General features: G+C 44.0%; 10 protein-coding genes. 3 read left to right on the top strand and 7 right to left on the bottom strand.

What is annotated here, in order from left to right; genetic code table 11:
* Positions 1–117 precede the first annotated feature (117 nt).
* Positions 118–2,598 (top strand): DNA topoisomerase (ATP-hydrolyzing) subunit B, encoded by a 2,481-nt coding sequence (gene gyrB, locus K1X66_03385; GenBank protein ID MBX7157410.1) that lies wholly within the window; start codon positions 118–120, stop codon positions 2,596–2,598.
* 2 nt (positions 2,599–2,600) lie between these two features.
* Positions 2,601–5,228, top strand: coding sequence for a DNA gyrase subunit A (gene gyrA / locus K1X66_03380; GenBank protein MBX7157409.1), 2,628 nt, complete (start codon positions 2,601–2,603; stop codon positions 5,226–5,228).
* Positions 5,229–5,233: 5 nt separating this feature from the next.
* On the opposite strand, the gene K1X66_03375 is transcribed toward gyrA, so the two are convergent.
* Complete coding sequence (locus K1X66_03375; protein ID MBX7157408.1) at positions 5,234–6,181, bottom strand: sigma-70 family RNA polymerase sigma factor; 948 nt, start codon at positions 6,179–6,181, stop codon at positions 5,234–5,236.
* Positions 6,182–6,235: 54 nt separating this feature from the next.
* Positions 6,236–8,077, bottom strand: coding sequence for a bifunctional homocysteine S-methyltransferase/methylenetetrahydrofolate reductase (locus tag K1X66_03370; protein MBX7157407.1), 1,842 nt, complete (start codon positions 8,075–8,077; stop codon positions 6,236–6,238).
* Positions 8,078–8,202: 125 nt separating this feature from the next.
* Between K1X66_03370 and K1X66_03365 the strand changes: the two genes are divergently transcribed.
* The gene (locus K1X66_03365; protein MBX7157406.1) at positions 8,203–9,213 is read left to right on the top strand and encodes a TIGR00730 family Rossman fold protein; all 1,011 of its coding nucleotides are present in this window, start codon (positions 8,203–8,205) and stop codon (positions 9,211–9,213) included.
* Between the two features lie 13 nt (positions 9,214–9,226).
* On the opposite strand, the gene K1X66_03360 is transcribed toward K1X66_03365, so the two are convergent.
* Genes K1X66_03360 through atpA form a run of 5 tightly spaced genes read right to left on the bottom strand, consistent with a single transcriptional unit; the run spans position 9,227 to position 14,582 of the window.
* A complete protein-coding gene (locus tag K1X66_03360) occupies positions 9,227–10,297 on the bottom strand; it encodes a TIGR03032 family protein (GenBank protein ID MBX7157405.1) in 1,071 nt (356 codons plus the stop codon).
* Between the two features lie 9 nt (positions 10,298–10,306).
* Positions 10,307–10,717 (bottom strand): ATP synthase F1 subunit epsilon, encoded by a 411-nt coding sequence (gene atpC / locus K1X66_03355; protein ID MBX7157404.1) that lies wholly within the window; start codon positions 10,715–10,717, stop codon positions 10,307–10,309.
* Positions 10,718–10,731: 14 nt separating this feature from the next.
* Entirely contained in the window at positions 10,732–12,147 is a 1,416-nt protein-coding gene (atpD, locus tag K1X66_03350) for a F0F1 ATP synthase subunit beta (GenBank protein MBX7157403.1), read from the bottom strand.
* Positions 12,148–12,161: 14 nt separating this feature from the next.
* On the bottom strand, positions 12,162–13,046 hold the full coding sequence (gene atpG, locus K1X66_03345) for an ATP synthase F1 subunit gamma (GenBank protein ID MBX7157402.1): 885 nt from the start codon (positions 13,044–13,046) through the stop codon (positions 12,162–12,164).
* A 3-nt stretch (positions 13,047–13,049) separates the two neighbouring features.
* Positions 13,050–14,582, bottom strand: coding sequence for a F0F1 ATP synthase subunit alpha (gene atpA, locus K1X66_03340; protein ID MBX7157401.1), 1,533 nt, complete (start codon positions 14,580–14,582; stop codon positions 13,050–13,052).
* Between the last annotated feature and the right edge of the window lie 7 nt (positions 14,583–14,589).

Here is a 14,589-nt window from a genome sequence, read left to right as displayed (position 1 = left end):
AGTTAGCAGGGTCTTTCTTCGGAAGCCAGATAAATATAAATATATCACTTTCCTTTTATTTTGAAAAACTATCAATTTCCCCTCGACAAATAAGCCCCCCAACACTATAAACGGCCAATGCCAGACGAAACTAAAAAAGTAGAAAATATTCAACAATACGATGCCTCAAAAATTGACAAACTAGAAGGCCTTGAAGCAGTTCGAAAACGTCCTGGCATGTATATCGGTCACACCGATGAACGCGGCCTACATCATTGCGTTTATGAAGTTTTAGACAACTCCATTGACGAGCATCTCGCTGGGTTTTGCCAAAAAATCCTCGTCACCTTACACGTCGATGGCTCTTGCAGCATTCAAGATGACGGACGCGGCATTCCAGTTGATCTTCATCCCAAATTCAAAATGCCAGCCATTGAACTCGTGCTTACGAATTTGCACGCGGGCGGAAAATTTGGCCAAGGTGCTTACAAATACTCTGGCGGTCTACATGGCGTTGGTGCGAAGTGTGTCAACGCGCTTTCTGAATGGTTCGATGTAGAAGTGTTTCGCGATGGCCAGGTGCACCACATGGCCTTTGAGCGAGGAAAAACAACAGAAAAATTAGAAGTTATCGGGAAAAGCAAAAAAACTGGAACGCTCATTACGTTTAAGCCAGATGCTCAGATCTTCACCATCACCCAAGAATTTCAATTTGATCTTCTAGCCAACCGTCTACGCGAGCTAGCTTTTCTTAATCCCGGATTAGAAATCGTGCTCACAGATGAACGAAGCGAGGAAACCAAACAAGAAACTTTTTATTACAAAGACGGCATTTCAGAATTCATCAAACAATTAGGTAAAAACAAACAAATTATTCATCCCAAACCGGTCATCATCGCTAAACAAAAAGATGATATGTTTGTGGATTGTGTTCTGCAATACAACGACTCTTACAGCGACCAAATTCTTTGTTTCACCAATGCGATTCCCAATCCCGACGGTGGCACGCATCTCGTAGGATTTCGCACAGCCTTGACTCGCTCCATCAATCAATACGCCAAAGCCAACAATCTTCTCAAAGAAAAAGATCCTGCCATTTCTGGCGATGATGTTCGTGAGGGTTTGATTTGTGTGCTTTCCATCAAACATCCCAGCCCCAGTTTCGAATCGCAAACTAAAGTCAAACTCGTTACTCCTGAAGTCGAAGGCGTTGTGTCTTCCGCTGTTTATGACGGGTTAATGACTTATTTTGATGCGAATCCGCCCATTGCAAAAAAAATTGTTGATAAAGCCCTGACCGCTGCACGCGCTCGAGAAGCAGCACGCAAAGCTCGCGAAGCTGTTCGCAAAACAGCCATGAGCGCTGGAGGTTTGCCTGGTAAATTGGCCGATTGTTCCGATCGCGATCCTATTAATACCGAACTTTATATTGTTGAGGGCGACTCGGCTGGCGGCTCTGCTAAACAAGGACGAGACCGCAAATTTCAAGCTATTTTGCCTTTGCGCGGTAAACTCATTAACGTAGAAAAAGCGCGCCTCGACAAAGTGCTACAGAACAATGAAATTCGCACCATGATCACCGCCATTGGCACAGGCATTGGCGATGGCGAAGGAGAAGGCGCTTTTAAACTCGACCGACTTCGCTATCATAAAGTGATCATCATGACCGATGCGGATGTTGACGGTTCACACATTCGCACGCTTTTATTGACCTTCTTTTATCGACAAATGCCTCTCTTAATTAAACACGGTTTTGTTTACATTGCCCAACCACCTCTTTACCAAATCAAACGCAAAAAACGTGAGGAATATGTCGAGGACGATTCGCGACTTAACAAGATTCTCATTCAACTCGGTACGGAAGATGTTCGCTTGCGCAGCTTGGCCGATGAAGAAGAATGGGATCCTAAACAACTCGCAGAACTCCTCGAACTTCTTTCACAATTAGATAAATTCTACGTAGCTATTAAACGCCATGGCGGCAATTTCGAAACTTACCTCGCCGCTCGCCATAAAAAAACGCAGGAATTGCCTAAACATTTAGTTCGCGTTCGAGAGGGCAATCAAGAAAACGTTCATTATTTTGTTACGGACGAAGAATTAAATGAATTCGCTGCATCGAATATTGATCTCGGCCTTTTTGGCGAAGAAAATGGTATAGAAGAAGGCGAAAAGAAAAATGGTGTAATGCGGCGTGCCTTACATATTCCGTTAACCGAGAGCAAAGCCATCGCATCGCTTTTAGAAAAATTAAATAAAAAAGGGCTTCACTTAGATCATTATGCCGCACAAGAAAAACCACTTTACGAAATCATCGTTGGTGAGGGAGAGGATGCTAAAGTCACACCGCTTCATTCCATTCCACAAATTTTAGAAAGCATCAAAGAAATTGGAAAACGTGGCGTTCAAATCAAACGCTTCAAAGGGTTGGGCGAAATGAATGCTAAAGAACTTTTTGAAACAACGATGAATCCTACAAAACGCAAACTGCTTCGCGTGGATTTAACTGATGCAATCGAAGCGGAACAAATGTTTACCACACTCATGGGCGATGAAGTTGAACCTCGACGCCAATTCATCGAGGATAATGCGCTGAATGTTCGCAATTTGGATGTTTAATTATGGCTGAAGAAAATAAACCGGAAATTAGCACGCAAGTTTCACTTTTCGCCCAAGGCGAAAAAATTGATAAAATTAATATCGCTGAAGAAATCAAAGGTTCATTCCTAGATTATTCCATGTCCGTTATTGTTTCCCGGGCACTGCCCGACGCGCGAGACGGTCTGAAACCTTCACAACGCCGCATCCTCTATGCGATGCACGATTTGTCTTTATTTCCCAATCGACAACATCGTAAATGCGCAAAAATTTGCGGTGACACTTCGGGTAATTACCATCCTCACGGTGAAGCCGTGATTTATCCCACCCTAGTGCACATGGCTCAACCTTGGGCTATGCGGCACATGCTCGTCGATGGACAAGGTAATTTTGGTTCGGTCGAAGGCGATCCGCCAGCAGCCATGCGTTATACCGAAGCGCGCATGACGCATCTAGGCTCAGTTCTTCTCAACGACATGGATAAAGACACCGTCGACTTTATCCCCAATTACGATGAAACGCGCACCGAACCCACGGTTTTTCCTGCTGCTTTTCCTAACTTACTCGTCAACGGCGGAACAGGTATTGCAGTCGGCATGGCCACCAATATTCCTCCTCACAATTTAGGGGAAGTTATTGATGGCATTTGCGCTCAAATTGATAATCCCAATATCACCATCGCCCAACTCATGAAATATGTGAAAGGTCCGGATTTTCCAACGGGCTGTTCCATTTTGGGCATGGAAGGCATCAAAAATTATTTTCATACGGGTCGAGGCAGCATCAAAGTTAGAGGCAAAATTCACACCGAAGAACTGAAAGGCGGTAAGGAAAATCTCGTCATTGATGAAATTCCTTTCAATGTGAATCGCGCCGTTTTAGTGGAAAAAATTGCCGAAGCCATCTCTGAAAAACAACTTCCCGATGCCAGCGCGGTTCGCGATGAATCCGACGAAAACACGCGCGTGGTCATTGAACTCAAACGCGATGCGGCCACTAAAGTGGTTATTAACAAACTTTATAAACTGACCTCACTCGAAAGCAGTTTTAGCGCAAACATGCTGGCAATCGACCAGAGAAAACCAAAAGTTCTTAACCTCAAGGAACTCATTAATTGTTACATTGAACATCGACGCGAAGTTGTGATCCGTCGCACTCGTTTCGATTTGGCTGCAGCGGAAAAACGCGCGGAAACGGTGGAAGGCTTCCTCATTGCACTAAAAAACTTAGATGAATTCATCCGCATCATTCGCAGCTCTAAAACGCGCGAGGAGGCACGCATCAAATTATTGGGTTATGAATTCACTCGAAAACAGATCGAACAATTCGGCATTATAATTCGTCGTGATGACCGATTAAAAAATGGCCGCTACGAAATTAGCGAACAACAGGTCGATGCTATTCTCGAACTACGTCTCTACCAACTCACGGGCATGGAAATGGACAAGGTTCATAATGAATATAAAGAACTGATCGCAACCATCGAAGATTTATCGGATATTTTAGCCAAAGAAGAGCGTGTTCTTTCCATTATCAAATCCGAATTAAAAGAAATTAAATCAAAACATGCCGAACCGCGTCGCACACAAATTGTTCCAGACGAAGGTGAAATGGTGATTGAAGATTTGATTGCTAATGAAGGCATGATTATCACTTTAACGCACGCAGGGTTAATTAAACGAACTGCCATTTCCAGCTATCGCTCACAGCGACGCGGCGGTAAGGGAGTCATTGGCTTAACCACTCGCGAAGCCGATGTGGAAGGTGAAACAGGTGATTTTGTCGAACACCTCTTTACCGCTAGCACTCACGACTACCTCATGTTTTTTACCAACACAGGCCGCGTGTATGTGGAGCGCGTTCACGAAATTCCCGAAGGCAGTCGTGCTTCTAAAGGTCGTAGCATTGCAAATGTTTTGGAATTGCAACCAACAGAAAAAATCGTGGCTCTCTTGCGCGTGGAATCGAAACGCGGCGCTAACAACGAAGATTTAACCTGGCAACAAGAACAGTTTGTTTTCTTTGCGACCAAATTAGGCACTGTGAAAAAAACTCCTTTGGAAGCTTTTGCCAATACACGACGCGGTGGTATTATCGCCATTGGTATCGAATCCAACGACACGTTAATTGAAGTAAGATTAACATCCGGTCATGATGAGGCAGTACTCATCACGCAACAAGGCATGAGCATTCGATTTAGCGAAGAAAATGTGCGGAGCATGGGTCGACCTGCTACAGGGGTTCGGGGCATTACGTTGGATAAAGACGAAGTGGTCGCACTAGCCATCGTTAACCCTCAAGCCACTCTGTTAGTAGCAGGTGAAAATGGAATCGGTAAACGCACCGCTTTCGAAGCTTATCGCTTACAATCGCGGGGTGGTAAAGGCGTTATCACAATGAAAACAGGCGAGAAAACAGGCAATGTCGTAGGCGCTTTAACAGTCGTCGATGATGACGAAATCATGTTGATTACAGAAAAAGGTCAAATGGTTCGCATCCGTTGTAAAGATATTCGCGAAACGGGACGCAATACAATGGGCGTCAAACTCGTGAATTTAGAAACTAAAGATAAACTCTTGGCAATTGCTCCGGTTATCAGTCAATCCCAAGAGGAAGCCGCCGAAGGAAATGAAAATCCCCCAGGCGAATAAAAACTTTATCGAACGCGATCTTTTTTATCTAAAGCGCGTTTTAATTTATTAAGACTTACTTTTTGAAGTTGGCGAATGCGTTCTCGCGTCACCTGAAATTTTTCACCCACTTCTTCTAACGTAAGTGGCGTTTCGCCATCTAAGCCGTAGCGACAAGCTAAAATTTCTCTTTCTCTAGGCTCCAACACCTCTAAGCATTTTAACATTTCCTGTGTTAAATCTTCGTCTCCAATTAACTCATCTGGAGAACGCATCGCTTCGTCACTTACCACTTCCCCAAACTCTAGCCCATCCTCATCTTCTCCCATCATGGCATTCAAAGAAGCAGGACGAATACCAATATTTCGCCATTCCGCTATTTTGCTTGGCGAAACCCTCAACTCTTCAGCAAGTTCTTCATCAGTCGGTTCACGACCAAATTCCTCGGTTAATTGAGAGCTTAAACGGCGCAATTTAGAAATTTTGTCTGTTATATGAACAGGTAAACGAATGGTTTTACCTTGATTTGCTAAAGCTCGCTTCACAGCTTGCTTGATCCACCACGCAGCATAAGTACTCAATTTCGCGCCATGCGTCGGCTCAAAGCGCTCCACTGCCTTCATCAAACCAATATTTCCTTCAGAAATTAAATCTAAAAGTGGCAACCCATAATTGGAATAATCTTGAGCGATTTTCACCACCAAACGCAGATTGGATTTTATCATCTGTTGACGAGCCGCCTGACCTTTTTCTACTACCTCTTCTAAATTTTTCTTAATAGCTTTTTCTTCATCAGAGAAATTATGATTTCCTTTTTTGTCTAATTCACACAATTCTTTCTCTGCAGCCATCCCATTTTGTATTAATTCGGCCAGTCTTAATTCCTCTTGGACAGAAATTAAAGGCACTTCCCCTATCTCTCTTAAATAGATTTTGATAGGATTATCACTCTCGCTTGGCGGCGGTTTAATCATGTAACTGCTATTTTGAACAGACTTTTTAAAATAATAAAGCCAAAAAAGTAATCTTTAAGCAGGGGAATTTTTTTTAGGAATTAAACTCATTAAAGCCAAACTCATTTCATAACGCAACAAAGGCGTAATTAAATAAATTCCAGAAAAATAATTTAAAATTTCAGCCTGAATTTCAGCCGCAATCTTCAACCCCTCTTTTTCTCCCTCACTCCCTTCCTTGCCCCTCATCCGTTCACGAACTTCATCCGTAAGCACAATTCCTGGAACTTCATTATGCAAAAATTCCGCATTACGTGATCCAATTAATGGCATTGCCCCCACAAACACAGGCACACCAAACGCACGAGTTGCTTCATAAGTTTTTTTCACTAAAGCCAAATCAAAAACAGGTTGCGTCATTACATAAGTAGCACCCGCTTTTAATTTCGACTCCAATTTCTTGATCTGCGAATCAAAATTTTTCGCATTAGGATTAAAACTGCATCCAATCACAAAGCAAGTTTTCTCTTTAAGATCACGCCCTACAGAATTTTTCCCTTCATTCATCTGTGCCAAAATTTTAATCAATCCCACCGAGTTCACATCATACACACTGCTCGCACCAGGATGATCTCCACCCTTTGCCGGATCGCCCGTAATCGCCAACACATGATCCAATCCCAAAACCGACCAACCCAACACCTCCGATTCCAAACCCAAAACATTACGATCACGACAAGAAAGATGCAGCAAAGGCCGGACGCCTTTTTCTTGCAACAAAACTCCCGCTGCAGAATTGCCTACTCGCAAAATAGCCAAAGAATTATCCGCTAGCGTCACCGCATCAGCTCCCGCCTCATGCAAGGCCTGCGCGCCTGCCAAAAATTTTTTCATTACCAACGACTTCGGTGTGTCCAACTCCACAATAACCGTGGTTTGCTTGCGATAAAGATCAACCAACGTGGAAGATTTTTCTCTTTCCATTTTTGATTCAGCTTCTTGAACCTGAATCTTAGCTGGAACAACTTTCTTAATCTTAACCGGCTGCAACCCCTTAACCGCTTCCGCTACCGCCGCAATATGGGCTGGTTCCGTGCCAATACATCCTCCAATCAATCGCACCCCTTCCTGCACCAACTCTTTCGCAACCGAAGCGAAATAATCAGGTTCCGCATAAAAAAGATAATGCCCTTCCAAAAACTTAGGCTTACCCGCATTAGGAAATGCCGCATAAGACACATCCGCATCCAAAGGCAAATTTTCAAATAAATGCGTCATCGCACGCGGCCCCAACGTCGCATTCAGACCCAGCAACGTTGCCCCTTCCTCTTTCAAAATTTGAAACGCTTCCCACACCGTTTCGCCACCTGCCAAATGACCATCCTCCGAACAAGCCAAAGAACATAAAACAGGTCGACTATCCAAACTTCGAAACACATACAACGCTCGCCGGATCTCCTCCAAATCTGAAAACGTTTCTAAAAAAATCGCATGCACTCCCCCATCCAAAAGCGCCCCGATCTGTTCACGATACCAAGTTTCGCGATCCGATATCGTCCACCCTTCATCCGTAGCCGCTCGCAAAGCCAAAGGCCCCACCGATCCCACTACAAAAACGTCCTGCGATTTAGCAGCTGCTTTAGCCAGCTGAACCGCTTTCCAATTAATTTCAGCCACTTGATTTTCTAATCCGTAGCGCGTCAGGTGGGGACGATTCGCTGCAAAAGTATTTGTCTCAATCAACTGCGCGCCAGCTGCTAAATAATCCTCGTGCACTCGCTGAACCATTTCAGGCTGTGAAATATTCAACTCCTCCAAACAAGCCGAAATCGGTACACCCCGACTTTGCAACAGCGTGCCCATAGCCCCGTCGCCCACTATTATTTTTTCATCTAAAACATTTAAAAGATTTGCCACAGTAAAGGTAATTGTGCGAAACTATTGGCATGATGCAAAATAAAAAATCAAATTCATCACCAACTTTTCCAGAAGCCGAAGATAAAGTGTTTGCAACCGTGCAACACCGAAGACCTCGCGGCTTCATGGGGGATTCCGCCATCGACGAGGCCATTACTCAGCTACTAAAAGCCGCCAATCTCGAAGAGCCTAATGAATTTTATCGTGAAATAATCGCAAACGCTATTAAACTTGGTAAAAATAAGCCGCAGCGTGGCGATTTGAAATTAATCTCACGCGCCCTAACCGAAATGCGCGTTGCCGATCGTGTTTTCTCCCAATATCGCGATACCAAAAAAGTTGCCGTTTTCGGTTCCGCCCGCACTCGCTCTGAAAGACAAGAATATATTGCAGCAAAACAATTCGGCCAAATGATGGTGAAATCCGATTACATGGTCGTCACCGGAGGTGGTGAAGGCATCATGGGCGCCGCTCAAATTGGCGCCGGACGCGAAAAAAGCTTTGGATTAAATATTATTCTTCCCTTTGAACAAGAAGCCAACGAAACCATCCAAAACGATCCCAAACTCGTTACGTTCAAATATTTCTTCACTCGAAAATTAACTTTCGTCAAAGAATCCCATGCCGTTGTTTGTTTTCCCGGCGGTTTTGGAACCATGGACGAAGCCTTCGAAACCTTAACCCTCATCCAAACCGGTAAGGCTCGCATTGTCCCCCTGCTATTCGTCGATGCCACGGGTGGCAATTTTTGGTCAGCGTTTGTTCACTACATCAGTGATCATTTGCTTCATAATGGATTAATCTCAAAAGAAGATTTTCATCTTTTTAAAGTGACCGATTCACTCGAAGAAGCGCGTGAAGAAATTTGCCATTTTTACAAAAATTTCCACTCCTATCGTTTCGTCAAAGATGATCTCGTCATTCGCATGCAAAGAGTAATTCCTGAAGCAGAAATTGCAAAACTCAATGACGAATTTAAAGATATCATTTTTAATGGTAAAATTCGTAGTTGTGAAGCTTACGCAGATGAAGCCAATGAACCTGAAATCCTAACATTGCCTCGCCTTACTTTTCCATTTAATCGAAGAGCTTTTGGTCGATTCCGACAACTTATCAATCGCATTAACGATTATTAATTTTAAGAATAATTTACTCTAAACTTGGCAGTGATAAAATACGGCGAATTTCATCCGTTTTTAGCCCTATAGCCATCGGCCGCATAACACCTGAAAGCACAACAACATCGTAAAGCTCCTCCACGATACCTTCAATCCGCAACCAATGCACCACATCACCCGTTTGCAAATCGATGATTTGCAACCCACAACGGGCTTCTGTTTTTTTAGCCGCCAAATTTTCCTGCAATACCAACCCTTCAAAAGTTTTATTTTGTCGCAGTTTAGACAAACCCACAATGGCGTAATGATCATGAAATGCCAGTCCGCGAGGATAACCCGGGCAAAAAGTTGTGGATGTAAAAGCGCCACTGGAGCGATCAACATAACCTAAATCGCCTGTGCCAGAATTTAATACCCAAAGTTTATCCTGATAAACGCGAGGAGAGTGCGGCATGGAAAGCCCAGTCGCAATGACCTGATCGGTTGCCATGTCCATCACACAACCTCCATCACGTCGATGCTCTCGCCAACCGTCCACTACATCGCTTTGGCTAACCGCAGTTGTATAGCGCGCCACCCCATTTTCCAAAGCTAATCCATTCAAATGACACCGATCTTCCGCTGCCAACTTACTCAAAAAAGGCGCCTCCCAAATCTTATTAAAACTATGTGCCTCATTTAATGTTGCCACACAACCAAATAATGTGTTAACAAAAAGTAAACGGCCATTTTCTTCCACTACGATATCATGAATATCTAAATCGCCCGTGGTATAAGCAAGTTTGGGAACGTACATACGATCGTAGCCATTCGCCATCTGTCCCGCCGGTAAAAAATTTTCAAAACGCCACAGTTGATAAAGCGTACTCATCCATAATGTTTGGGTCCCTGGATCAGCCCACAAACCCATGCATCGATTAAACGTTCTCTCAAAGATGGATAGTTGACCATTCGGTTGTAAACCAACAAAAAAAAGTTTGCCCGTTTGATAAGTGGTAAACGCTAAGCTGATGCGTTGTTCATATAACCAGCTATTAAACTGACGCGATGCCAAAAACTCCAAACGCGGCGTCTCAGGCGCTTGAATTTTTTCTTCCGTCATGGATATCTGTTAGCCTCCACGACGACGACGCTTAAGTTTGAGTTGGGCGAGTGATCGACTAATTAACGCTTCAGTTGTCGCAATTTCCTCAGAAGACAATTTTTCAGATAACGCTTCCTTAGCGCGCGCGATAGCTTTTTCCACGGCATCCTCGTCGATCTCTGCTTCAGTTAAAGCGCTATCGGTTAAAATCGCAACCTGCTCGCTAGTGATTTCCGCAAAGCCTTCGCCAATTGCTAAATAAACTTCTTCATTCTCTTTACGCACATGAACTTCTCCCGCTTTCAAACGAGTCATTAAAGGAACATGTTTAGGAAAAATCCCTAATTCTCCCTCTTGCCCCGGTAAAGTGACATAGTTCACTTGATCGGAATAAGCATTCCCTTCGGGAGTTACAATTTTCAAAGTTAATTGGCTCATAGTTTAAAAGAAAACTATTCGGAAGCTTCCTTTACCATATCAATGCCGCCCTTCATATAAAAGTTGGCTTCAGGCACTTCATCATGTTTACCTTCGAGAATTTCTTTAAAGCCTCGCACAGTTTCTTGAATGGAAACATATTGCCCTTTCGTGCCCGTAAACACTTCAGCAACATGGAACGGTTGACTCAAGAAACGTTGAATTTTACGCGCGCGATAAACGGTTAATTTATCTTCTGGCGATAACTCATCCATGCCCAAAATCGCAATGATATCTTGCAAGTCTTTATAGCGTTGCAAAACTTTTTGCACGCCGCGAGCGACTTCATAATGTTCTTGTCCCACAATCTCAGGCGCTAACGCTTTAGAGGTAGACGCCAAAGGATCTACCGCAGGATAAATTCCTAACTCCGCAATGGAACGCTCCAACACAATCGTTGAGTCCAAATGCGCAAAAGTATTAGCCGGTGCAGGGTCCGTCAAATCGTCCGCTGGCACATAAACGGCTTGGAACGAAGTAATGGAACCTTTCTTCGTGGAAGTAATCCGCTCTTGCAAATCGCCCATTTCCGCAGCCAACGTAGGTTGATAGCCCACCGCACTAGGAGTTCGACCCAGCAAAGCTGAAACTTCTGAACCTGCTTGCGAAAATCGGAAAATATTATCGATGAATAACAACACGTCCTGATTTTTTTCGTCACGGAAATATTCTGTCATCGCTAAAGCCGACAATGCCACACGCAAACGCGCTCCTGGCGGCTCGTTCATCTGACCGTAAACCAATGCTACTTTGGATTTTTCTAAATTTTTCAAATCAATAACCCCGGCTTCTGACATTTCATTGTAAAGATCGTTCCCTTCACGAGTTCGTTCTCCCACGCCTGCAAAAACGGAATAACCACCGTGACCTTTTGCAATATTGTTAATCAACTCCATGATAACAACCGTCTTACCGACACCCGCACCACCAAATGCACCCACTTTTCCTCCCTTGGTGAAAGGACAAATCAAGTCGATAACTTTAATGCCCGTTTCCAAAATATTAGCTTTGGTGTCTTGATCCAAAAGAGTCGGCGCTTTGCGGTGAATCGGATAACGTTTTTCAAATTGAACAGGCCCACGCTCATCGACAGGCTCGCCCAAAACATTAAAAACACGTCCCAAAATTCCATCACCCACTGGCACTGAAATCGGTTCACCTTTATCGACAACGCTCAAACCCCGCTGCAATCCCTCCGTAGATGACATCGCAATCGCTCGCACCCAACCCTCACCCAAATGCTGCTGCACTTCGAGGGTTAACTTTTTGTTTTCTTTTCCTATGCTGTATTCTACTTCCAAGGCGGAGTAAAGCGCTGGCAATTGACTGGATGAAAAATCAACATCCACTACCGCGCCAATGATCTGAACAACTTTTCCTGTATTTGCCATAATATTTTCCTTCACTAATTCATCGCCGCCGCGGCCGCGCTAATTTCCAAAAGCTCTGTGGTAATTGCCGCTTGGCGAATCTTGTTATACTCCAAAGTTAAATCTTTAATCAACTGTTTCGCATTATCCGTAGCATTTTTCATTGCCACCATTCGCGAACTGTGTTCCGAAGCGCGTGCTTCTAAAAGATAATGCCAAATTTCAAAATTAACCGCATGCGGAAACAAACTTTCCAAAACCGCTTGGGAAGAAGGTTCAAATAAACCTTCCAACCTCTTTTCCTTAGGTTGAGTTTCCTGCGCAGCTTTATCACTCACCGTTAAGCCGGCTGCCGTTGCTTTAAAATCCACCGCCAAAGGTAGCAAAGGTTCAATGGTTGGCGTCTGTGTCAAAGTGCTAATAAAATTGGTGTAAGCCACCTCCACTCGATCCACTTTTTCTTCCAGAAAAAGTTTCATCAAAAAAGAGCCGATTTTTTTCGCTTCTAAAAAACGACAGCCTTCGCTGACTTCAAAATCCGCCACCAAATTGCGTTTCGTGCGAGCTAGAAATTGACGACCTTTACGCCCTACCGTGACAAATTGAGTTTCTGCAGGATAATTAGCCACCAAACGCAACAGATTAGAATTTAAAGCTCCGCACAAACCTTTATCCGTTGTAATCACTAACAAAGCTGTGCGATTACCCTCTCGCAATTGATGCAAAGGATGTTGAAATGTTTCTCCATCCGAAGCCGCTTCCAACATTTGATTCAACAACTGTGAATAAGGCCGGCCCGAAAGCGCTGCTTCCTGTGCGCGACGCATTTTCGACGCCGCCACCATTTGCATCGCCTTCGTAATTTGTGCAGTATTACGAATCGACTTAATCCTGCGTCGAATATCACGAGTATTGGCCATGAACTAGCTAGCTTGATAAGTTTCTTTAAACGTAGCAATGGCTTGTTTTAATTCCGCCGAAAGCGAATCATCAATTGCCTGTTTTTGAGCAATGGATTGCAATAGCTCAGTTTTGCGCGTGGTAAAATATTCCGATAAACGATTTTGAAAATCCTTCACTTTATCGACCGGCACATCATCCAAGAAATTATTTTGTATCGCGAACATAATAGCCACTTGAACTTCCGTGGGGATGGGGTTGTATTGCGGTTGTTTGAATAACTCAACAATTCGCGCACCACGATCCAATTTTGCTTTTGTCCCAGCATCCAAATCGGAACCAAATTGAGCAAATGCTGCCAATTCACGGAACTGAGCTAGCTCGCCTTTAATTTTTCCCGCGACTTGTTTCATCGCTTTAATCTGTGCAGCAGAACCCACACGCGACACGGAAAGACCCACAGAAATCGCAGGTCGCACACCTTGATAAAAGAGGTCGGTTTCTAAATAAATCTGACCGTCCGTAATGGAAATTACGTTGGTCGGAATGTAAGCCGAAACGTCACCCGCTTGAGTTTCAATAATCGGCAATGCAGTTAAAGAACCATCACCATTTTTTTCATTCAAACGCGCGGAACGCTCCAACAAGCGACTATGCAAATAAAACACATCACCTGGATAAGCTTCGCGACCGGAAGGCCGTTTCAACACCAACGAAATCTGACGATAAGCCACAGCATGTTTGGAAAGATCGTCAAACACAATCAACGCATCCATGCCATTATCCATAAACCATTCGCCCATTGCCGCACCGGAAAAAGGAGCCAGATATTGGTTTGCCACCGATTCGGAAGCAGGCGCTGAAATGACAATTGTGTAAGGCATAGCGCCAGCTTCTTCCAACACGTTTAATACTCGCGCAATATTGGAATTTTTCTGACCCACTGCCACATAAATGGAATAAAGCGGACGAAAACCAGGCTTTCCTTCATTGGCTTTATTAATGCGGGCTTGATTAATCATCGTATCAATCGCAATCGTTGTCTTACCTGTAGCGCGATCGCCGATAATCAACTCGCGCTGTCCGCGACCGATCGGAATCATCGCATCAATTGGCATAATTCCTGTTTGCACCGGCTGTGAAACAGAACGTCTTTTGATAATGCCAGGCGCAATTTTTTCTACAGGATAAAACGTTTCCGAAGCAATTGGCCCTTTGCCATCCAAAGGTTGACCCAACGCATTGACTACGCGTCCTAGCAAACCCTTTCCAACAGGCACCTGCAACAAACGACCTGTCGTTTTGCATTCATCACCTTCTTTAATTCCCATGTCGTCACCTAATAAAATGCCACCCACTTCGGTTTCTTCGAGATTCAACGCCAAACCAAATAATCCATTGGAAAATTCAATCATTTCATTAAGCCGGACATCGGTTAAACCCTCAACCTTCACCACGCCATCACCCACTTCGCGAACAATGCCGACGTTTGATCGATTGACTTCAGTTTTTAGTCCTGAAATTGTTGATTCTAATTCCTGTAAAATACTGCTCATAAATTTA

The sequence above is a fragment of the Verrucomicrobiia bacterium genome, assembly GCA_019694135.1.
GTDB lineage: Bacteria > Verrucomicrobiota > Verrucomicrobiia > JADLBR01 > JAIBCM01 > JAIBCM01.
This window is presented reverse-complemented; position numbering and strand designations above follow the sequence as displayed.